Below are 20,370 nucleotides of genomic sequence, written 5' to 3' on the forward strand. Positions count from 1 at the left end.
ATATTACCGGGGGCGGCGGCCCCATAATAGCCAGGATTGTTTAAATAGGGACTATAGCCGGCCATGGGCACCGGCTGGGCTGGGGGGACCATGGTTGACGGGGGGGCACTGGGAACATTGGCAATATTTTGATTGGCGATCGCCTGGGGAGCAGAGGGAGCTGTAGATTGGGGGTCATGCACCACAGCCATTTCGCTCAGATCCTGTGGATTGAGGCCAGGCCCCGCATCGGCCACCGGGGGTAAACCAGGGGTAATGGGGGGCAAACCATCAAACTGAGCCACCACCATCGTTGGGCCCGGGGCACGAGCAGTCAAACTATAAACCGTTAATAATCCATTGGCCGCCACCAACATCAACAGTCCCGCCAAACTCCAGGGGGTAAATAGACGGGTAAGAATTTCCTCAGTGGGATAGGTGCTCTCTACTTCTTCTTCTTCCTGGGGCACCGGGCGGTCAATAAAACTAAATTCAAAACTTTCTGTTGCTTCCAGGGGCGGGGCTAGGGGCGCCAAGCTAGACTCTCCTGGGTCATAGTTCACCCTAGGCCTAGTTTCTTCCTCGGCCATTAACTCTGCTTGCATTAGCTCTGCTTGAATGTAGTCAGACTCACTGGAGGCAAAGGACGATTTATCAACGGCGGAATAGTCAGTCATGGCGAGGCCACCAAGCAACGGCGGTTTATTCGGGTTAGGGCAAAATCAAACAGGCTGAGAACTATGGAGGTGTGAGTCTGAGCGATATTCTAGCCCAGGGATGTCTCGATCGCCATGGTTTCATTGACCCAATTGACCCAGGGAAAAAATCCAGGTTCCATGGAGCCAGTTTCCTTGATAGTGATTAATCAGAAAATTCAAAAATCATTTCATGGCATTTTTTCAATTTATTTCACAAAATAAAAATATTAAATCTAATCGATATACATTTTGTACAGTAATTGAAACGGCAATAAGATTAGAATTGCGATAGACTGCAAAAAAAGATTCCACCCCTGAAATTATTGAGGGATTTCATTCCGAATAATTTTCAAATTAGTGACTCCGGCTTTGGTTGACTGGGTGCATCTTAGAAACATGGCAAGTATTTATGCTGACCACCGTTGCTTTTGATGCATGAAATACGCTTAAACCTTTGCATATCAGGCATTTGAGCTTATCAAAATGACCTGACTAGATTGAAAATTACCATCTATGAATCTCTACTCAATGAATGCTTTCGATGGGGTTTGACATCTTAAATTGTTTACCACGTACAAAACTGAGATCCCCCCTGTTGTCTTGTTACCCCAACGAGCCAATTTTCCTAGTTTGAATTTGCAAATTTTAGGTCCAAGTTAGGTTCAAATTTCAAGAGGTAATAATAATGGATATGACAAATATCATCATTTTAGTGATTGAAGATGATGAGAGCATCCGCGAGAATATTGCAGAAATGCTCACGGATGAAGGATGTACGGTGTTGGTGGCCGAGAACGGTATTTCTGGCTTAAAAATCGCCCAGGAGAATCATCCCAACTTAATTTTGTGCGATATTATGATGCCCCAATTAGATGGCTATGGGGTGTTAACAGCATTGCGAGAAAAGCCAGACACCGAAATAATTCCCTTTATTTTTCTCACGGCCCGAGCCGATCGAACTGACCAACGCACCGGGATGAAATTGGGGTCAGATGACTATGTCACCAAACCCTTTAGTCGAGCGGATCTCCTCGAAGCTATTTCAACTCGTTTAGCCAAGGTTAATTCTCAAGATCAGTACATTGATAGCAAGGTGGCCTGGGAACGGAAAAAATTAGAGGAGATCTATCACTATGACCCGGACTCTGGCCTGCCAAATCGCTTTTTGTTACGGCAAAAATTCAATGAAACGGTAGCTAGTCGTCACTCATTAGAGGAATTAGTGGGAATTCTCTCACTCCAGATTTTACAACTGCGCCAGGTGGAAATAGTGCTTAACCCGCAGGAGCGGCAGGAATTGATTCTGGAGTTAACCCGTCGCCTCAGGAGCCAGTTAGGGGAAGAGGATGCTCTTTTCTTAATGGATCATGACCGTTATCTGATTATTGCAACTATTCCTAAGACTAGGGCGGAAATTCAAAGCTTTGTTGAGTTAATCCATGGGGTAATGGTTAAACCGATTCAGATCGGCACTTTTCGCACTCGTCTCTCGATGCTGATGGGCATTAGTTGCTTCCCGGAAGATGATACTTGCTTAGAAGGCCTGGTGGAAAAAGCTGATTTTGCTGCCAGTCGAGTATCCCAGGAAATAGCTTACGAATTTTACTCATCTCATCAGCGGGAACAAAACCTAGAGCAATTAGTGCTGGAAGATGAGTTAATCCAGGCCCTGGAAGAATCTTGGTTTCGGGTATTTTATCAACCGAAAATTGATGGCAACACCGGAGCAATTGTCGGGGCCGAAGCCTTAGTCCGTTGTCAACATCCCCAAAAAGGTCTTTTACCACCAGCAAAATTCATTCCCATTGCCGAAGCCACCGGACTAATTGTTCCCATTGGCTTACAGGTCTTAGAACAGGTTTGCCAGGATCAAAAACAGTGGAACAATCTGGGTTTATCACCCCTAAAAATTGCGGTGAATCTATCTCCTCTGCAATTTCGCCAGGCCAATCTAGACCAAACCATTGCCAACTTGCTTTCCACCCATGGACTTATGCTACTGCCAAACTTCCTGGAATTAGAAATTACAGAATCCTGCTTAATTGCCAATGTCCCCCGGGCCTGTGAAATCTTAACTTCCTTAGCAAATCTGGGGATCACCCTGGCGATCGATGATTTTGGCACAGGTTATTCTTCTCTAGAATACTTGCAAGTGCTTCCGGTAAATGTGGTCAAAATTGATCAGTGCTTTGTCCGGGGTCTGGATACCAATCCCAAGAATGCCAGCATTGTTAAGTCGGTAATTCAATTGTGTCATGAACTAAATTTGCAAGTGGTCGCAGAAGGAGTCGAAACAGTTACTGAGGCTCGATTTTTACAAAATCTAGGCTGTGACCAACTCCAAGGTTATTTGTTTAGTCGACCTGTGCCAGAGTCAGAGTTTTATCAATTCTGTCTAGACTGGACAGCTTCAGAAGTACCGGAGCTATCCAACCTGTTACCAGACTTTATAGTTTAGGACGACCAATGCACGAACAAACCGACGCCTACGAAGAGAAACGCCTGGAAATCCTCAAAAGTTGTCGCCTCTTAGATTCGATTCCCGACTATGCCTTTGACCGAATTGTCTTAACCCTGAAGGAAGTTTGTCAGGTGCCGATCGCCCTGTTTGGACTAATGGATCAGCATCGGGAATGGTTTAAAGCCAAAATTGGCTGTGACTTAACGGAAGCTCCCCGAGAAACCTCCTATTGTAATGTCGCCCTGAAACGGCAGCAGATACTGATTATTCCCGACACACTCCAAGACCCAGTATTTAAGGATCAACCGAGGTATCTCAAAGAGCAATTGGTGCGGTTTTATGCCGGAGTGCCTCTAATTACCCCGGATGGCTACGGCTTGGGGGTGTTGTGTATTATTGATTTTATACCGCGAGAATTAACACCAGGCCAATTGCTAACGATGACGGAATTAGCGCGGCAAGTGGTAATTGAAATTCAAAAACGGCGAGTGATCGAGAGTATTAGTCGACAGACCCAGGAGCGCATCAGTCATCAACGCAAGGATCGATTCTTTTTGAAATTAGGCATAGGGTTTGGCCTGGTAATTGTCCTGAGATTTATCTCGGTATTACCTTCTCTCTGGACCAACTCCCGTTTCCAAACCCTGTCCCAATGGGTAATTCATACTCAGGAGGTGCTGACAAAAATTAACGAGTTAAAATTATCGCTTCAGGGAGCCCAGTTGGCCGTGCGAAACTATACTATCCTCAATAATCGTGCCACCAACCTTAGTTACTATAGTGCTCACCTCAAAAATATCTATCGGCATCTAGATCAACTTGATGCCCTGACGCAGGATAACCCCAACCAAAGACCGGATGTAAAACAGTTAAGACTATTGTTGATTCATGATAATGAAATTCTCAATCAATTAATTCATGGCATTGATCGCCAAGATTTTAATACCGTCCAAAAAATCTATTCTAGTCAAGAAGCACTTTCTGTTGTGTCTGATTTGTTGCAAACCTTAGAAAGAATTGAAGGCAGAGAATTAGTTTTGCTGGATCAACGGCAACAGGCTTTTAGAACTTCTGAGAAGTTAAACCCAGTCATAATTTGGACTAATTTTAGTATTACACTATTAATTTTAATTGTAATTTTGGTTTGGATTTATCATGAAATTCGACTGCGTTACCATGGGGAATCTCAAGCCAATCGACAGGAAGAATTTTTAGAAGTAACCCTGGCTAGTATTGGAGACGCCGTCATGATGACTGACGCCAATGAAACGATTACACTAATGAATCCCGTGGCAGAGGTTTTAACCGACTGGCCTCATCAAGAAGCAGTAGGACAAAAATTTTCGACGGTTCTGAATCTGATTAACACTGAGACTCAAGCCTTTTATCCCTCGCCTGTTGTTGCGGCGATTAGTTCTCAGGTAAATCAATTTTTGCATGATGGGGTATCCCTCGTCCGACGCAATGGGGAAACCATTGATGTTGATGATAGTTGCGCTCCGATTATTGGTGCAAACGGTTTAGTTGCTGGGTGTGTCATGGTATTTCGAGATATTTCCGAGCAACGCCGTCAGGAGGAGCAGATGACCCAAACACTCCAACGAGAACAAGAAATTAATAGCTTAAAAAATAGCTTTATTTCGATGGTGTCCCATGAGTTTAGAACTCCCTTAACAAGTATCTTTTCTTCAACTGAACTATTAGCATCATTTGATGGACAGGCTCACCCAGAACGACAGGATAAACATTTGCAGAGAATCTACACCTCTATCCGTCGTTTAGAGCAAATGCTGGACGATGTTTTATTGATTGGCCGGGTTGAGTCGGGTAAGTTGCAGTTTCAGCCAGAACTAATGAATTTGGAATTGGTAATAGAAGATATTGTTGAGGCAATTCAATCGGGGATTGGCCGTCATCACCAAATTAAAGCTAACTTCGACAATGTGGTAGAGCCAGTCTTCATGGACGCTAAATTAATTAAGTTTATCTTTACCAATTTACTATCCAATGCCGTCAAGTATTCGTTACCTATGCATCCTGTTGAATTGAGTGTTGGGATTGTCAATACTGGGATAGAGATTCAAGTAATTGATCACGGGATTGGTATTCCTGCCGAAGATTTACCGAAACTGTTTCGAACATTTCAACGGGCTAGTAATGTGGGCAATATTCACGGCACAGGCCTGGGGTTGAGTATTGTCAAAACCTGTGTGGACTTACATGGGGGATCAATTGAGGTGGAAAGTGTCTTAGACCAGGGGACTCGGTTCAAGGTGTGGCTCCCAAATCATTCCACTACTCTGCCCAAGGTAGGCTCCCCAGAATTGATCAATACAGCCAATTAAATAAAAGGTCTTGAACCTTTGAAGAACCTAAAGGCCCCGGGCCAGCAGGGCTGCGGTGAAGGGAATCAAGGCCAGTCCGACCAATTCCCCCCGAATCAACCATTGCAACACAGATACTTTGCCTTCCTCCAGTACGGGAGCCTGGCGATCGCGCAGGGTTTTAATCCACATTAAAAACGAGAAAGTGGGATAGAGGGAAAGTAACCCCACCAAGATAAATAGCCCCACCTTGGCAAAGAAAATATGATGACTCAGGTAATAATCAGTGCCCTTGCCAAAATACATCACCCGTAAAACCCCTGTAACCAGCACCGCTGTGGCGGACAAGCCATAGATACTATCGGCAATGACCAGTCGCCAAGACTCCTCCAGGGTAGGTTCTTTTTTCAAGGTCAGACCCTCTGTGACCAAAGCGCCGAAGGCGACCATGAAACTGAGGTAATGAATATACGCAACGGTGGCACTAATCCACATATGTCAATAAAACCAAAATAGTTTAGCTTTTGAAGATTGTTAGCCAAAAATCAAAAATTATCAAACCCACCAGGGTTTTTCCCCTGTGCGAGGATCCAATGCAGTCCAGGGGGTAATCAAAATGTGATCATCTACCACAGCCACTTGCACTATTTTCAGAGGTAAAGGAGCGGGCCCCCGGGCCACAGAGCCGTCGGGATGGTAGCGGGAACCATGGCAGGGACACTGAAATTCTTGGTCGTTGCCATTCCAGGGGAAAGTACAGCCTAGGTGGGTGCAGACATCCACAATGCCGATGCTGTCAATGCTACCGTCTTCTTTGACAATTAGATAGGTAGGGTCACCGGCTAGACCAGCCACCAAAGCCCTGGTACCGGGAGCTTCCGCCAAAATTTGGGAAGCGGGAATGGCGTTGCCCAAAACATCCTTAGCAATAATGCCCCCTCCAGCCCCGGTTTTTTCGGCGGGGGGAACGAGGAATTTTCCCACGGTGTACAGTCCCGCACTGGCCGTAACGGCAATGGTGGTGCCGGTGAGAAAATTTAGTAATTGACGACGGGAAAAAGAGGGGGAGTCGATGGCGGAGGAGTTGATCATAATTTAAATTAATCCAAACGAATGGTAAAAACTGGTGGGAAAATACAGCGGATACCACCGGAATCATTCGCCTTGCAAGTGCCCATTGTTATATTCAGGACTTTATTAAGCCAACTAAAAGGGGTAACCACTGTATTGAGACGATTGGTTTTGCTTGAGCTTACTTACTTGGTATTGATACCGAGTAATTTGTACAGTCCACAGAAACCAAAAGTGGCGGAAAATAGCATCAATCCCCCTCCAGCGGTAAGACCCAAACCTAAGCTGGTGCCGGAGTAGAAAAATAAGCCTAAATAGAGTAATGCGGAAGCAACAACTAAACGAATCAAACGATCAATAGAGCCCATATTGGTGACCATGGCATAAATCTCCTGTGGAAAAATTGATGATAATAGAGAAATTTGTGTCAGCTTTTTTGCTGTTTTAAGGGACATGAGTAAAATTCAAAATCGAATCCCTTTACTTTTCTTATTATAACAATAAATTTTTGTTAAGAGTGTCGTTTTAGCTATGCAAAAAGGCATATTTTTGAGTTTGATTGGTCAAGTTTTTACGGTCATTTCCCCCGCCGCTTGCCAGCCCATAAAACTAGGGGGAAAACCGACAACATTTTCGTAGCCGAAAAGTTTTAAAGTCATTACCGCCATAGCTGAACGATAGCCAGTGGAGCAATAGACAATAACTTTATTATCCGGAGAAAGTTGGGTAAGATTATGGGTTAAAGTTCGTAGGGGAATATTAATGGCTCCTGGAATATGACCAGCTTGGTATTCTTTAACTTCCCTTACATCCACTAAAATAGTCTGGGCATCACCTAACTGTTTTTTTAGGGCTGCCGGTGTCCGAATCGTGTAATAGTTTGCCGGCAGAGAATTTAAAAACTGCTCGATCGCCAAGTCTACCGTTTCGGTCTGGGGACTGAGTTCAGAATTGAAGGAGGGGGGTAAACTTGCGGCCAGGGTAGGTTGGAAATTAAAACCCATTAAGCAGAAAGTTAAAAAGAAAACAGTAAGGCAACGAACAATAATTAATTGCATAGAAATGGTCTGGTTAAATCAGGATTACTTTTTTGCCAATACTTGGATTAGAGCTGCTTTACCTTGATGGTAAATACCTTCGTTCAAATGCCGCTCTAAAGTGTGGCTGGTTAAGTATGCAAAACTGGACAATTCTTCCCGTAAATTCATCAAGTTTGGGAGTAGATCTAAGTCCTTGGGACCACCGGTTGTATATTGCAATTGCTCCGGGGCAAATCCTTCTAAAATAAACACTCCGCCGGATTTTAAGCCTTGGTAAATCCGTGGATAAAGTTGTTTTCGTAAACTGGAAGGTAAATGACAGAAAATAGAAACGATACCTTGCCAGGCATCGACAACAATTTCAAAATCTGCCAAATTACTCTGGATGGTGGTAATTTTTACACCTTTTTCCTGGGCTAACTTTTGCGCCTTAGCTAAACCAACGGAGGATTGATCTACCGCTGTTACTTGGTAACCCAAACTTGCTAAAAAACAAGCATTGCGCCCTTCCCCTTCCGCTAAACAAAGAACTTTGCCCTGGGGAATTTGCCCCGCCACACTGACTAAAAACTCATTGGGTTCTGTACCGTAAACGTATTCTGACTGGTTAAATCTTTCATCCCACATAATTTTTCCTCGTCATTTTTCTTGATATTCCCTTAATAAAGCCAAGGAATCAATTTTTTTACCCGGCTTCGGTAATCGTCATAGTCGTCGCTGAATTTATTTTCTAGCCAGATTTCTTCTCGGTTAGCTTTGAAATTAAAAAATACAAATAACAGCACTGCCCCAATTAAATGGGCCAAACTCCATTGCCAAAATCCATAGGCGATCGCCAGAAAAACCACACCGCCGTAGAGGGGATGGCGAATAATGCCGTAAATACCGGTGGTAACCAATTGACTATGCTGTTTGGGATGGGGTAAGGGAGTCAGATTTTCTCCTAAATGTAGACCACCACCAATTAGTAGAACTACGGCAATCGTGCCAAAAACCAAAGTTCCAGCCCAGATAATTAACTGATTCTGTTCAGCTAGTAATTGAAAATTAGTGGGAGTATAAACCGGTAAAAGTACAAATCCGAGGGAGAGAATTGCTTGCCCCAGCACCCAATATTCACCTTTTTTCCCTTGCCACCAATCAGTGGAAAAACCCCAGTCCTTAAATTGATTCATTGCGTTTCACCCCAAAAATAGACTTAAACTTTACTGACTTAACTTTAACCTTGGAACATAAAAGGCACCCCATTCCGAGAGTGCCCTTGATTAACCAAATGAAACGAAGTCCAACAGTCAGCTATGGCAATGGCATTAGCCTTCAATGGCGGGGGCGTTGAGGGCGACCATTTGGGCATCACCGGCAGCCAAATCCAAGGGGAAGTTATGAACGTTGCGTTCGTGCATCACCTCAAAACCAATATTGGCTCGATTGATGACATCGGCCCAGGTGCCAACGGGATGACCTTGGGCATCCAGAATCGACTGGTTGAAGTTAAAACCGTTGAGATTGAAGGCAAAGCAACAAACGGCAAGGGCAGCAAACCAAATCCCAATTACGGGCCAAGCACCAAGAAAAAAGTGGAGGGCACGGCTATTGTTAAAGGAAGCATATTGGAAAATCAAACGGCCAAAGTAACCATGGGCGGCGACGATGTTATAGGTTTCTTCCTCTTGACCAAATTTATAACCTTGGTTTTGGGATTCAACTTCAGTGGTTTCCCGAATTAACGAAGAAGTTACCAAGGAACCGTGCATAGCGGAAAATAATGCTCCACCGAACACTCCAGCTACGCCTAACATGTGGAAAGGATGCATCAAGACGTTATGTTCCGCTTGCAGCACCAACATGAAATTAAAAGTGCCACTGATGCCCAGGGGTAGACCATCGGAGAAAGAACCTTGGCCAATGGAATAGATCAATAACGTAGCGGTAGCCGCAGCAACGGGGGCGCTATAGGCGACACAAATCCAAGGGCGCATTCCCAAACGGTATGACAATTCCCATTGGCGACCGAGATAACAGAAAATTCCGATCAAAAAGTGGAAAATAATCAGTTGATAAGGGCCACCGTTATAGAGCCATTCATCGAGACTAGAGGCTTCCCAAATGGGATAAAAGTGCAAACCAATAGCATTGGAACTGGGTACTACAGCAGCAGTGATAATGTTATTGCCGTACAGTAAAGAACCAGCAATGGGCTCCCGAATACCATCAATATCCACCGGTGGAGCGGCGACAAAAGCGATAATAAAACAGGTGGTTGCGGTCAGCAAAGTGGGAATCATTAACACCCCAAACCAACCAATGTAGAGGCGATTAGAAGTGCTAGTAATCCAACGGCAGAACCGTGACCACAGGCTTTGTTCCTGTAATCCTAATTGGGTAGTAGTCATGGCGAATAATTACGAAGTAAGATTTTGGTTTTAAGCTTGAATTTAATTTGCTGGTTATTTTGACAATAACGACCAGTCAAATCCAATTAAACCAGATATATAAAGGAGGATTAATAATGCGAGATAATAATTGGCGTTGATTAACCTCCCTTGAATTTCAGATTAATAATATTTCTTAAAAAAAACAAGACAGTTTCTCAGATTACGGTTGGTTTCCAAAGGTAAAAAAAAGGTTTTATTGGGAAAAATAAACCATTAAAAAAGAAAAATTTTTTCTTGTGAAAGCAGGATTAGTCCATTTGGGACCGATCGCCCCATTGGTCAAAGGAACAAAATACTTCCCAGTTATGGCCCCAGGGAGCCAAGGAGTTAGCTGGCAATAATCGGAGTTTAAGCGGGACATAGCCTGATATCGTTAAGGCTGAAAGGCACAATCTCGATTCTTTGGTGTCCCATGACCCCATCCCCGGTCCTCAATCTCCTCGTCAGTAACGATGACGGTATTTTTTCCCAAGGGGTACGTACCTTGGCCAACACCCTGGCCGCCGCCGGGCATCAAGTCATAGTGGTCTGTCCTGACCGGGAAAGATCGGCCACAGGCCATGGCCTGACCCTCCATCGACCAATCCGAGCGGGCATGGTGGAGGATGTGTTTGATCCCCGCATCAAGGCTTGGTCCTGTTCTGGCACCCCTGCTGATTGTGTAAAGTTTGCTCTCCATGCGGTGATGCCCCGCTATCCAGATTTTGTCCTTTCCGGAGTTAACCACGGTGCTAACCTCGGCACTGATGTTTTATATTCCGGTACGGTTTCCGCCGCCATGGAAGGGTTGATCGAGGGCATTCCTAGCGTTGCTTTGAGTTTGGTCAGTTTTACCGCTACGGATTTCCAGCCCGCCGCTGACTTTGCCAATTGCTTTGTCCAACATCTCTGGCGATCGCCATTGACGGAGCCGACTTTATTTAGCATCAATATTCCGGCGGTGCCAGCGGATCAGATTGCCGGAGTTAAGCTCACCCGTCAGGGACTACAGCGCTATAGCGAAACCTTCGAAGAAAGGTACGATCCCCGGGGAAAACGCTACTACTGGCTAGCAGGGGAAAGGGTAAAGGAAATTCCCCAACCGGACTATCTCCGGCTTAACCGTCGCATTCCCACCGACGTGCAGGCCAGCCAAGATAACTTCATCACCATTACCCCATTGCAATATAATCTTACGGATATCAACGGAGTTAACACTATTGAAAAAAGCAATTGGCTAGATCACCTAAACTTTAATTAAGCTCCCTTCTTAAATATCTGCTTCTTCCGTGATACTCTTAATACTCAATAATATTATTAAGTTATATGTCTGCTTATCTGTTTAATCAAGAAAATGAACCGGATGAAAGCGATAGCATAACGCTCTACGATGAAGCGGGGCGGGCCTTAGATTGCTACGTTGAAAATTCCCTTGAAGAAGAAGATGCTCAATATTTATTATTGATGCCCGTTGATATCCCAGTGGTGATTATTGCCTGGGAAGATGATGATGAAGAAACAGAAGATGCCGAGGCAATTTTACTAGAGGATCAAGAAGAAATTAGCCGTATTTTTGCCGATGCTAAGGCTGTACTAGCAGAATTGGATTTGTCATTGAAGTACACTGCTTACACCCTCACTGTTAGCGGTGAATTGCCCCCCATTGAAGACGAAGATATTCTCACCCTAGAAATTGAGGGCAACGATGCCGCCGCTGAAATGGAAGAGGAAGAGTTGCAGTTCTTGGCTAGTTTTTACCACGAGGAAGAACGCTATAGCATTTACACTCCCCTCGCCCCTTTGTTGTTCCTTGCTAAAGCCGTTAGTGAAACGGAAATTGAGTTGGTACACCCCGACAATGACGATCTGAAACATATCCTAGAAGAGCTTTTATTTGAAGATGCGGACTGATTAGTGGGCGGTCAATACAGCGGGAGAAAGCAGGGGGGTCTTGGGGGAGTTAGAATAGAAGACTGAGCATTTTGACCCAAGGCAGACCATGGCGGAAACGTACCTCTTAGACAAACTAGCTTCTGTGGAGCAGACCTATCAGGAATTGACTAGGATGCTGGCGGATCCGGACATTGCCACCAACCCCGATGAATTGCAACGGGTGGCCAAAGCCCGCTCATCATTGGAAGAAACCGTTGATACCTACGACACTTGGAAAAGAAGCCAAGAGGATTTAAAAGGGGCTCGGCAAATTGTCAAAGAATCCGGCAATGACCCAGAAATGCGGGAAATGGCCCAGTTGGAGGTGGAGGAGTTGGAAAATGCCATTGGGGAATTGGAAAAACGTCTAACTATCCTGCTTTTGCCCAAGGATCCCAACGATGAGAAAAATATCATGTTGGAAATCCGCGCTGGCACCGGGGGAGACGAAGCTAGTATTTGGGCTGGGGATTTGGTGCGAATGTACACAAGATATGCCGAGAGCCAAGGCTGGAAAGTGAGTCTGTTGAGTGAGTCCTTGGCGGATATGGGGGGCTTTAAGGAAGCAATTCTCGAAGTGAAGGGAGAAAGGGTTTACAGTCAATTGAAATTTGAAGCGGGAGTGCATCGGGTGCAACGGGTGCCGGTGACAGAAGCTGGGGGGCGGGTACATACCTCCACCGCCACCGTGGCCATCATGCCCGAAGTGGATGACGTGGAAGTAAAAATTGATCCCAAAGATATTGAAATGAGTACGGCTCGTTCCGGTGGGGCCGGTGGACAAAACGTTAACAAGGTGGAGACGGCGGTGGATCTGTTCCATAAACCCACAGGCATTCGGATTTTTTGCACAGAGGAACGTTCCCAACTCCAAAACCGTGAACGGGCCATGCAAATCCTCCGGGCAAAACTCTATGACATGATGCTCCAGGAACAACAGGATGCCATCAGTTCCAATCGGCGATCGCAGGTCGGGACGGGTTCCCGTTCCGAAAAAATTCGCACCTATAACTACAAGGATAATCGGGTCACTGACCACCGTTTGGGGCGCAACTTTGATTTAAACACGGCCCTGGAGGGTGAAATTCACACCATTATTGAATCCTGTATTTCCCAGGATCAACAGGAGCGGCTAGCGGAATTGGCCGAAGCTACCAATAATTAATCAAATCGGTTGCGGCCTGGCGCAAGGTGAATATCCCCCAAAAGACAATCCTGGCTAGCGCCGGTGACCAGAGGAACATTGCCTGGAAACTGCTCTTGAAAACGCCAATAGGCCAACACAGCAAAGGCGATCGCCTCTTTGAAATCGCTGTTCAGACCAACATCATCGGTGCGCTGAATTTTGGTGTTGGGGCCAAGATGATACTGGAGCCGCTCCCGTAGATAGAGGTTATGGGCACCACCGCCACATAGCAACAGGCGATCGGGCAACTGGGGTAAAAACCGTTGGTATTCCGTCACCACAGAGCGGGCCGTAAATTCCGTCAGGGTGGCCAAAAAGTCAGTTTCATTCAGGCCCTGGCGCTGGGCTTCAATCCAGCAATTGTCGAGGTACTGGGCCCCAAACAACTCCCGCCCGGTGGATTTAGGAGGGCATTGCTCAAAAAAGGGTTCTTGTAACCATTGGTCCACCAATGCTTGCCGGGGCTGACCCTGGGCTGCCCATTGCCCCCCTTGGTCATAGGTTTTTTCTCCCCGGGTAAATTTTTGCACCGCAAGGTCAACTAAGACGTTGGCGGGCCCCGTGTCCCAGCCGCAAATTTTTTCCTGCCAATGGGTTTGACTGCGGGGAGGAAGATAGGTCACATTGCCAATGCCACCCAAATTCTGCACACAGCGGTGTTCATCCTGATCGCTCAAGAGGCAAACGTCAATTTTAGAAACCAAGGGCGCTCCCTGGCCCCCCGCTGCAATATCCGCCGCTCGAAAATTGCTCACCGTGGTCAGTCCCGTCAAACTGGCGATCGCCTCTCCCCGGCCCAACTGCCAACTGTAGCCTAGGGAAAGGGAGTTTTCGGCATTGGGGGGACGATGGAAAATGGTTTGGCCATGGGAACCGATTAAGTCCGCCGGGGGCAAAGATTGTTGAATTTTCTGGGCCGCCTGGGCAAATTCCTTCGCAATATTGTCATCCACTAAGGCGATCGCCTCTGGGCTAGTGGGTTTTCCGCCGCACAAATCTAAAATTTGTTGACGCAAGCCAGTGGGGTAGCCGTAGGTTTCTCCCCGCAGTAAATCCACCCTGAGATCTAACCCAGACCCAGTAATTTCCACTAAACAGGCATCAATGCCATCCACGGAAGTGCCACTAATCAAACCAATGCAATACAAAGTCCTGCTCCTAGCTGTTGTGGTTGAGGTAATTAATAATGAGAGAGTTCAAGAAAGTAATGAAAGCCGCCAGTTGCGTAACAATTCTATGCTGCCATTGACCCTGAATTTAGCAAATATTGCCATGGTAATTTCAACCATGTAGGCTGACTCGGGGATAACCTTCGTCCGGCGATGGAATCTGGCAAACCAAGGGCGATTATCTGAGTTGTTTCTCTCAATCCCGACGGTTTCTCTTTTGCTAATCACATGGAACCCATCAGGATGTTCATCCAGCAGTTGTTGAGAAGGCTTCCAGTCATCAGTGCAGTACACCGTCACTTTTCAGTTTGCCAGTCCTCCAGCAAACGACCTAGGGTTTGACTATCACGATTTCCCAGTTCCCAGTCGATGAGTCTCCCGGTAAGACGGTCATATGCTTTCCATATCCATAACTTGTTTTTTTTATCTGGAGAAAATGCCACAGTTGGTCTAATTCCACCACCATGGCTGAGTCTGGGGCTGGTTTTTCATAGTTTGCTTCACCAAAATCTCTAACCTAGTTGAGCACTGACTGAGTAGAAACTCCCAATAGTTTTGCCGTAGCATTCATTGACATACCACTCATGTACAGTAGGACTGCTTCTAGTTTCATCCAGAGAGGTTTACCCCGTTCCTTGGAGAGATTTGTGAATTGATATTGGCAACTCTTACACTTGAATCGTTGCTTCTCCTTGACAAACCCATTTTTGACCACATTCAAGGCAGTGTATAGACATTTTTTCAAAATCTCATTAGCCAAAGTTGCTCATGATCTCATATCATTGCCCACTTGACACTCTCAAATGTAAAACACCTAAAACTGTCTGCGGGTAAAAATCAAATTTGCTAGGGTGAGCATCAAAGTGATGTAGAGAATGCCGTAGAGTAAGTTGGCCCAAAGTTCGCCGCTGGTGGGCAAAATTCCGTACACCGCCTCATTTTTGAGATTAAATCTTTCCAGGTTGGGCAGCACCAGGTAAAGATATTTAGTCAGGGTTTCGATGTTGGTATTTTTCGTAATTTCCCCCAACTTGAGCAAATCCCGGCTGATATGTCCCATAAAGTACACCCCAAAACTGAGCAGGGTGGCCAAAATGGAACTGGTAAATACCCCAAATAAAATGGCGATCGCCGTGAGGACAGCCAATTCTAGTAAGAGAAAACCCTGGGAAATGAGAATGGCCGTGGGGGAAAAAGGAATTTTGGCCCAGGCCAACATGGCCAAGTAAATGCTGGTCATAATCACCAACATGGCAGCCAGCACCCCCGATAATCCCAAATGTTTGCCGATAATAAGTTCACTGCGGCTGAGGGGCTTGGGAATAAGCACCAACACGGTCCGTTTCTCGATTTCTTTATTGATTAGGCCCGTACCGACAAAAATTGCCACGATCGCCCCCAACAGGGAAGTGGCCGCTAAACCCAGGTCGAGGAAAATTTTACCGTCCGCTCCGACGGAAATTTCTGGCAGTATACGCAGGGCCAGGGCCATCAAAATGGCAAAAAAGCCGATCACATAAAGAATCCGGTCCCGGATAACCTCTCGAAAACCATTGGCGGCGATCGCCCAAATCCTAAAAATGTTGATCATAATTTTCTCAGCAACGCAATTCCCAATAATGATCCCACACAATTTTAAGCAAAATTAAATTCCCCACCAAGGCCGGCCAAAATGGGGAATTAAGAAAATATGACTATGAAATTTTTAGCAAGATTGGTCAAAATCGAGCTGTTGGGCAACCTGAATCCCCGCGAAATTCCAATTTATTTATTACCTGGAATTAATTATCAGGGCCAGGGGAATAGTCCATTTAGCTACCGATGACTATTCCGCCTAGCTACCGATGACTATTCCGCCGCCGGAACGCCGTCCAATAAACCATGGCGATCGAGCACTGCTTGCAGTTGGGACTCTTCATCCTGGGACAAAGAAGTTCTCAGCACTTTACCGCCGTATTTGCTCACATCAGCCAATACCTTGTCGGGGGTCACTTTTCTGACCAGAACAAATAGGGCAGAACTACCGGGGGACATGGTTTCTCCTAGTTCCCGCATGAAATTATCATCCACACCAATGTCACTGAGAGCACCGGCCAAGGCTCCACTGGCCGCCCCTACTGCTGCTCCTAAAAGAGGATTGAAAAATAAAACGCCGATCAATAAACCCCAAAAACCGCCACTAACGGCGCCGGAACTGGTGAGATTAATGGCTTGTTTGAGCTTTATTTTGCCCTTTTCGTCTTTGACCACAACGGCGGCATCTTCCATTTCGATCAAATGCTCTACTTGTAGCTTGGCCAGGGCAAGGCGTACTTCTTCTGCCTTGTATTCATCGTCGTAGCCGATAACAATTAAGTCGCTCATAAAATCTTACTGAAAATAATTGGTGATTACTAGGCTCCATGGTAGCAGTTGTGTTCGAGTTTGAAAGTTGGGGTAACCGCCAATACATAACTAGCCCATCATTGAAGAATCAATTACAATTTGGGGGACCCGGGGGTAAATTAAGTTCTCCGCCACCCCATCGAACCTAGTTTTGACAGTACCAAAAGACTTATCGCCCATGATTAAAGCCTACGCCGCCCTGGAAGCCAACGGAAAACTCCAGCCCTTTGAATATGATCCCGGCGCTTTGGGGGCTAACGAGGTGGAGATTGAGGTGCAATATTGCGGAGTTTGCCATAGTGATTTGTCCATGATCAATAACGAATGGGGCATTTCCAGTTATCCCCTCGTACCGGGCCATGAAGTGGTGGGTACTGTGGCCGCCATTGGGGAAGGGGTGAACCATGTGCAGGTGGGAGATCTGGTGGGGCTGGGTTGGCATGCGGGCTATTGCATGACTTGCCATAGTTGTTTATCGGGTGATCACAATCTTTGTGCCACGGCGGAATCCACCATTGTGGGTCATTACGGTGGCTTTGGTGATCGGGTGCGGGCCAAGGGGGTCAGTGTGGTGAAATTACCCAAAGATATTGACCTAGCCAGTGCGGGGCCGCTTTTTTGTGGTGGCATCACAGTGTTTAGCCCCATGGTGGAGTTGGGTTTAAAACCCACTGCGAAAGTGGCAGTGATCGGCATTGGTGGCTTGGGCCATTTGGCGGTGCAATTTCTCCGGGCCTGGGGCTGTGAAGTGACCGCTTTTACCTCCAGTGCCAGGAAACAAACGGAAGCGTTGGAGTTGGGGGCTCACCATATACTTGATTCCACCGATCCGGAGGCGATCGCCAGTGTGGAAGGCAAATTTGACTACATCATTTCCACGGTGAACCTGAAGCTGGACTGGAATTTATACATCACTACCCTTGCGCCCCAGGGCCATTTCCATTTTGTTGGGGTCGTGTTGGAGCCTTTGGAGCTGAACCTTTTCCCTCTCTTGATGGGGCAACGATCCATCGCCGCTTCCCCCGTGGGTAGTCCCGCCACCATTACCACCATGTTGGATTTTGCTGTGCGTCATAACATTAAGCCCGTGGTGGAGCAATTCAGTTTTGACCAGATTAACGAGGCGATCGCCCACCTGGAAAACGGCAAGGCCCATTATCGGGTGGTGCTCAGCCATAGTAAAAATTAGCCTTGGTAAGATTTATTGCTTTGCTAACTTTGGTGGATCGTGAACCCCTATGTTAAAAGGGTTAAAACTCTAGAAAATTATCGTTTGATGCTCTGGTTTGAGAACGAAGAACAAAAGGTCTTCGATTTGAAACCGTATCTTGACAAGGGGATTTTCAGCCAACTCAAAAATATTTCTCTGTTTAGCTCTGCAAGAATTGTCTCTGGTTCGGTGGAATGGCCGAACGGAGTCGATCTCAGCTTTGATACGCTCTATCTGGAAAGCCTGACATTTGCCGGCGGTCGAGATTCAACCAGCTAGGCAAAACCCCTTGCGGATAGCCGAGGGCAAGGATCTCGGCGGTGTTAAAACAAACAATTTTGACCAAGACATTACTGCTAGAATGGCACATTGAATCAGTTCTTCAGGTAAAAGCAGTATGGGTCGCGCCAAAAAAGTCGTTCTCGCCTATTCCGGTGGGGTAGATACATCGGTTTGTATTCCCTATTTAATGCAAGAATGGGGAGTAGAGGAAGTTATTACCCTCGCGGCGGATTTGGGCCAGGGGGATGAACTGGGACCGATTCAGGAAAAAGCTCTCCGCTGTGGTGCAGTGGAATCCTTGGTTATTGACGGGAAGGAAGAATTTGTTCAAGACTATGCCTTCCGCTCCATCCAGGCCAATGCCCTCTACGAAAACCGTTATCCCCTCTCCACAGCCTTGGCCCGCCCCCTCATTGCCAAAATGTTGGTGGAAGCAGCGGAAAAATACGGTGCCGATGCGGTGGCCCATGGCTGCACTGGCAAAGGCAATGACCAAGTGCGGTTCGACATCAGCATTATGGCCCTCAACCCCAATTTGAAGGTGTTGGCACCGGCCCGGGAATGGAAAATGAGCCGGGAAGAAACCATCGCCTACGGAGAGAAGTATGGCGTGGAATCCCCCGTGAAAAAGTCTTCCCCCTACAGCATTGACCGTAATATCCTCGGCCGTAGTATCGAAGCGGGTCCCCTGGAAGACCCCATGACGGAACCGACGGAAGAAATTTATCTGATGACCAAGGCGATCGCCGATACACCGAACGAGCCGGAATATGTGGATATCGGTTTTGAAAAGGGCATTCCCGTCAGTTTAAATGGGGTGATACTTGACCCTGTTGTCCTAGTGGAAAGGCTGAATGAAATTGCCGGTAACCATGGGGTAGGACGGTTGGATATGGTGGAGAACCGGGTGGTGGGGATTAAATCCCGGGAGATTTACGAAGCTCCGGCCCTATTGGTGTTAATCGATGCCCACCGGGATCTGGAAAGTTTGACCCAAACCGCCGACGTCACCCACTATAAAAACACCGTCGAGGAAATTTATAGTCAGTTGATTTACCGGGGATTATGGTACAGCCCCCTTAAGGAAGCTTTGGATGCTTTTATCGTCAAAACCCAAGAACGGGTTACGGGCATGGTGCGGGTGAAATTCTTTAAGGGCAATGCCAACGTTGCCGGCCGTAAATCTGATTACTCCATCTATGATGCGGAATTGGCGACCTACGGCATGGAAGACCAATTTGACCATAAAGCGGCGGAAGGCTTCATCTATATTTGGGGCTTACCCACCAAAGTTTGGGCCCAGAAAATGCGGGGTTAAGTTCTGACCTCAATAATTTTGCAGCATTGTCGGGTTTAATTGCCCAAACAATTCTTACCTATCACCACCCCGATCGCCAGGGATATGAACCTTGGACCATCGGGGTTTTTGCTGTGGGGAATATGGTGTAGAAGCTCGGGACGGTGGAACGAATTACGGTTAAAATTTGGACTGTTCCTTTTCCTTTCTTCCCCATGCTGAGACTGATTACCGACTGTGATGGCCCGATTATGGATGTTTCTGAGCGGTATTATCAGGTCTATCAATACTGTCTGGAGCAGGTTAAATTACCTGGGCAAAATCTGAACATACTGAGCAAAGCGGAATTTTGGCAAAGGAAACGGAGCAAGGTGCCCAAGGCACAGATTGGCGTTGACTCTGGTTTGACCCCGGAGCAAACGGAAGAATTTGTCGCCATCCGCAATCGCACCGTCCATAGCCAGCCCTACTTGCCCTATGATCTGCCCCTGCCCGGAGTGGGGGGGATTTTACAGGGCATCAAAGACCGGGGTATTGATCTGGTATTAATGACTATGCGGCGGGAAAGTGAACTGCAGGAAGCCCTAGACCACAATCACTTTAACCATTTTTTCCCCATCGATCGCCGTTATTGCTTAGAGGATGGTTATGTTAAAACCGGCGACACTAACGATAAACCCCTCTTAATGGAACGGGCCCTAGCGGAATTACCTCCGGCGGATAGTGTGTGGATGGTGGGGGATACCGAAGCGGACATTTTGGCGGCCCAGCGGGGTAATATGCCGGCGATCGCCGTTTTGTCTGGCATTCGCAACCGAGAACAATTAGAACGTTATCAACCGGATTTTATTGTCAATAATTTAGCCGAAGCAGTGAATTTGTTTTACCAACACCACGGGGTTGAATAGGGGTTGAATAAGTT

At 46.6% G+C, this 20,370-nt stretch carries 19 protein-coding genes and 2 pseudogenes; 9 read left to right on the top strand and 12 right to left on the bottom strand.

Annotation, left to right across the window (positions count from 1 at the left end; translation table 11 throughout):
• Nucleotides 1-656 (bottom strand): annotated as a pseudogene (locus IQ217_RS14380) (hypothetical protein); the annotation flags it as partial.
• Between the two features lie 706 nt (nucleotides 657-1,362).
• Here IQ217_RS14380 and IQ217_RS14385 point away from each other — a divergent pair.
• Both IQ217_RS14385 and IQ217_RS14390 read left to right on the top strand, forming a co-directional pair.
• Nucleotides 1,363-3,135: a putative bifunctional diguanylate cyclase/phosphodiesterase gene (locus IQ217_RS14385; protein WP_194020475.1), complete on the top strand. Its 1,773-nt coding sequence runs from the start codon at nucleotides 1,363-1,365 to the stop codon at nucleotides 3,133-3,135.
• Between the two features lie 8 nt (nucleotides 3,136-3,143).
• Complete coding sequence (locus IQ217_RS14390) at nucleotides 3,144-5,483, top strand: sensor histidine kinase (RefSeq protein WP_194020476.1); 2,340 nt, start codon at nucleotides 3,144-3,146, stop codon at nucleotides 5,481-5,483.
• A 27-nt stretch (nucleotides 5,484-5,510) separates the two neighbouring features.
• Here the strand turns inward: IQ217_RS14390 and IQ217_RS14395 are convergent, their stop codons facing one another.
• From IQ217_RS14395 to psbA, 7 genes are all read right to left on the bottom strand, one after another.
• Nucleotides 5,511-5,957 carry a DUF2214 family protein gene (locus IQ217_RS14395; RefSeq protein ID WP_194020477.1) on the bottom strand — a complete coding sequence of 149 codons (447 nt, stop codon included), beginning with the start codon at nucleotides 5,955-5,957 and terminating at the stop codon, nucleotides 5,511-5,513.
• A 60-nt stretch (nucleotides 5,958-6,017) separates the two neighbouring features.
• The gene (gene petC / locus IQ217_RS14400; protein ID WP_194020478.1) at nucleotides 6,018-6,554 is read right to left on the bottom strand and encodes a cytochrome b6-f complex iron-sulfur subunit; all 537 of its coding nucleotides are present in this window, start codon (nucleotides 6,552-6,554) and stop codon (nucleotides 6,018-6,020) included.
• A gap of 164 nt (nucleotides 6,555-6,718) precedes the next feature.
• On the bottom strand, nucleotides 6,719-6,913 hold the full coding sequence (locus IQ217_RS14405; protein WP_190599197.1) for a YgaP family membrane protein: 195 nt from the start codon (nucleotides 6,911-6,913) through the stop codon (nucleotides 6,719-6,721).
• A 183-nt stretch (nucleotides 6,914-7,096) separates the two neighbouring features.
• Complete coding sequence (locus tag IQ217_RS14410; RefSeq protein ID WP_194020479.1) at nucleotides 7,097-7,591, bottom strand: rhodanese-like domain-containing protein; 495 nt, start codon at nucleotides 7,589-7,591, stop codon at nucleotides 7,097-7,099.
• Between the two features lie 24 nt (nucleotides 7,592-7,615).
• Nucleotides 7,616-8,200 carry a class I SAM-dependent methyltransferase gene (locus IQ217_RS14415; protein ID WP_194020480.1) on the bottom strand — a complete coding sequence of 195 codons (585 nt, stop codon included), beginning with the start codon at nucleotides 8,198-8,200 and terminating at the stop codon, nucleotides 7,616-7,618.
• A gap of 32 nt (nucleotides 8,201-8,232) precedes the next feature.
• A complete protein-coding gene (locus IQ217_RS14420; protein ID WP_194020481.1) occupies nucleotides 8,233-8,748 on the bottom strand; it encodes a methyltransferase family protein in 516 nt (171 codons plus the stop codon).
• Nucleotides 8,749-8,883: 135 nt separating this feature from the next.
• Nucleotides 8,884-9,966 carry a photosystem II q(b) protein gene (gene psbA, locus IQ217_RS14425; RefSeq protein WP_190599193.1) on the bottom strand — a complete coding sequence of 361 codons (1,083 nt, stop codon included), beginning with the start codon at nucleotides 9,964-9,966 and terminating at the stop codon, nucleotides 8,884-8,886.
• Between the two features lie 454 nt (nucleotides 9,967-10,420).
• Between psbA and surE the strand changes: the two genes are divergently transcribed.
• From surE to prfA, 3 genes are all read left to right on the top strand, one after another.
• Nucleotides 10,421-11,248, top strand: a complete 828-nt coding sequence (gene surE / locus IQ217_RS14430) for a 5'/3'-nucleotidase SurE (RefSeq protein ID WP_194020482.1) — start codon at nucleotides 10,421-10,423, stop codon at nucleotides 11,246-11,248.
• 65 nt (nucleotides 11,249-11,313) lie between these two features.
• On the top strand, nucleotides 11,314-11,898 hold the full coding sequence (locus IQ217_RS14435; protein WP_194020483.1) for a DUF3727 domain-containing protein: 585 nt from the start codon (nucleotides 11,314-11,316) through the stop codon (nucleotides 11,896-11,898).
• Between the two features lie 88 nt (nucleotides 11,899-11,986).
• The gene (prfA, locus tag IQ217_RS14440; protein WP_194020484.1) at nucleotides 11,987-13,084 is read left to right on the top strand and encodes a peptide chain release factor 1; all 1,098 of its coding nucleotides are present in this window, start codon (nucleotides 11,987-11,989) and stop codon (nucleotides 13,082-13,084) included.
• Here the strand turns inward: prfA and IQ217_RS14445 are convergent.
• The 4 genes and pseudogenes from IQ217_RS14445 to IQ217_RS14460 all read right to left on the bottom strand — a co-directional run bounded on the left by IQ217_RS14445 (nucleotide 13,081) and on the right by IQ217_RS14460 (nucleotide 16,638).
• On the bottom strand, nucleotides 13,081-14,253 hold the full coding sequence (locus IQ217_RS14445) for an anhydro-N-acetylmuramic acid kinase (RefSeq protein WP_194020485.1): 1,173 nt from the start codon (nucleotides 14,251-14,253) through the stop codon (nucleotides 13,081-13,083). The two genes, prfA and IQ217_RS14445, sit on opposite strands and share 4 nt — an antisense overlap.
• Before the next feature lie 48 nt (nucleotides 14,254-14,301).
• Nucleotides 14,302-15,022: pseudogene (locus IQ217_RS14450) on the bottom strand (IS1 family transposase).
• A gap of 66 nt (nucleotides 15,023-15,088) precedes the next feature.
• Nucleotides 15,089-15,865 (bottom strand): ABC transporter permease, encoded by a 777-nt coding sequence (locus tag IQ217_RS14455; RefSeq protein ID WP_194020486.1) that lies wholly within the window; start codon nucleotides 15,863-15,865, stop codon nucleotides 15,089-15,091.
• 257 nt (nucleotides 15,866-16,122) lie between these two features.
• On the bottom strand, nucleotides 16,123-16,638 hold the full coding sequence (locus IQ217_RS14460; RefSeq protein ID WP_190599187.1) for a DUF1269 domain-containing protein: 516 nt from the start codon (nucleotides 16,636-16,638) through the stop codon (nucleotides 16,123-16,125).
• 199 nt (nucleotides 16,639-16,837) lie between these two features.
• Here IQ217_RS14460 and ahr point away from each other — a divergent pair, with 199 nt between their 5' ends.
• The 4 genes from ahr to IQ217_RS14480 all read left to right on the top strand — a co-directional run bounded on the left by ahr (nucleotide 16,838) and on the right by IQ217_RS14480 (nucleotide 20,356).
• On the top strand, nucleotides 16,838-17,848 hold the full coding sequence (gene ahr / locus IQ217_RS14465) for an NADPH-dependent aldehyde reductase Ahr (protein WP_194020487.1): 1,011 nt from the start codon (nucleotides 16,838-16,840) through the stop codon (nucleotides 17,846-17,848).
• A gap of 39 nt (nucleotides 17,849-17,887) precedes the next feature.
• Nucleotides 17,888-18,148 carry a DUF2442 domain-containing protein gene (locus tag IQ217_RS14470; protein WP_194020488.1) on the top strand — a complete coding sequence of 87 codons (261 nt, stop codon included), beginning with the start codon at nucleotides 17,888-17,890 and terminating at the stop codon, nucleotides 18,146-18,148.
• A 118-nt stretch (nucleotides 18,149-18,266) separates the two neighbouring features.
• Nucleotides 18,267-19,469 (top strand): argininosuccinate synthase, encoded by a 1,203-nt coding sequence (gene argG / locus IQ217_RS14475; RefSeq protein WP_190599184.1) that lies wholly within the window; start codon nucleotides 18,267-18,269, stop codon nucleotides 19,467-19,469.
• Between the two features lie 194 nt (nucleotides 19,470-19,663).
• Nucleotides 19,664-20,356, top strand: coding sequence for an HAD family hydrolase (locus IQ217_RS14480; RefSeq protein ID WP_194020489.1), 693 nt, complete (start codon nucleotides 19,664-19,666; stop codon nucleotides 20,354-20,356).
• Nucleotides 20,357-20,370 lie beyond the last annotated feature (14 nt).

It is taken from the genome of Synechocystis salina LEGE 00031 (assembly GCF_015207985.1).
In the GTDB taxonomy this organism is placed as follows: Bacteria; Cyanobacteriota; Cyanobacteriia; order Cyanobacteriales; family Microcystaceae; genus Synechocystis; species Synechocystis salina.

What these genes read in the sequence shown, in the direction of transcription:
- IQ217_RS14385 (WP_194020475.1), top strand. Translation starts at nt 1,363, where the DNA reads ATGGATATGACAAATATCATCATTTTAGTGATTGAAGATGATGAGAGC.
- IQ217_RS14390 (WP_194020476.1), top strand. Translation starts at nt 3,144, where the DNA reads ATGCACGAACAAACCGACGCCTACGAAGAGAAACGCCTGGAAATCCTC.
- IQ217_RS14395 (WP_194020477.1), bottom strand. Translation starts at nt 5,957, where the DNA reads ATGTGGATTAGTGCCACCGTTGCGTATATTCATTACCTCAGTTTCATG.
- petC (WP_194020478.1), bottom strand. Translation starts at nt 6,554, where the DNA reads ATGATCAACTCCTCCGCCATCGACTCCCCCTCTTTTTCCCGTCGTCAA.
- IQ217_RS14405 (WP_190599197.1), bottom strand. Translation starts at nt 6,913, where the DNA reads ATGGTCACCAATATGGGCTCTATTGATCGTTTGATTCGTTTAGTTGTT.
- IQ217_RS14410 (WP_194020479.1), bottom strand. Translation starts at nt 7,591, where the DNA reads ATGCAATTAATTATTGTTCGTTGCCTTACTGTTTTCTTTTTAACTTTC.
- IQ217_RS14415 (WP_194020480.1), bottom strand. Translation starts at nt 8,200, where the DNA reads ATGTGGGATGAAAGATTTAACCAGTCAGAATACGTTTACGGTACAGAA.
- IQ217_RS14420 (WP_194020481.1), bottom strand. Translation starts at nt 8,748, where the DNA reads ATGAATCAATTTAAGGACTGGGGTTTTTCCACTGATTGGTGGCAAGGG.
- psbA (WP_190599193.1), bottom strand. Translation starts at nt 9,966, where the DNA reads ATGACTACTACCCAATTAGGATTACAGGAACAAAGCCTGTGGTCACGG.
- surE (WP_194020482.1), top strand. Translation starts at nt 10,421, where the DNA reads ATGACCCCATCCCCGGTCCTCAATCTCCTCGTCAGTAACGATGACGGT.
- IQ217_RS14435 (WP_194020483.1), top strand. Translation starts at nt 11,314, where the DNA reads ATGTCTGCTTATCTGTTTAATCAAGAAAATGAACCGGATGAAAGCGAT.
- prfA (WP_194020484.1), top strand. Translation starts at nt 11,987, where the DNA reads ATGGCGGAAACGTACCTCTTAGACAAACTAGCTTCTGTGGAGCAGACC.
- IQ217_RS14455 (WP_194020486.1), bottom strand. Translation starts at nt 15,865, where the DNA reads ATGATCAACATTTTTAGGATTTGGGCGATCGCCGCCAATGGTTTTCGA.
- IQ217_RS14460 (WP_190599187.1), bottom strand. Translation starts at nt 16,638, where the DNA reads ATGAGCGACTTAATTGTTATCGGCTACGACGATGAATACAAGGCAGAA.
- ahr (WP_194020487.1), top strand. Translation starts at nt 16,838, where the DNA reads ATGATTAAAGCCTACGCCGCCCTGGAAGCCAACGGAAAACTCCAGCCC.
- argG (WP_190599184.1), top strand. Translation starts at nt 18,267, where the DNA reads ATGGGTCGCGCCAAAAAAGTCGTTCTCGCCTATTCCGGTGGGGTAGAT.
- IQ217_RS14480 (WP_194020489.1), top strand. Translation starts at nt 19,664, where the DNA reads ATGCTGAGACTGATTACCGACTGTGATGGCCCGATTATGGATGTTTCT.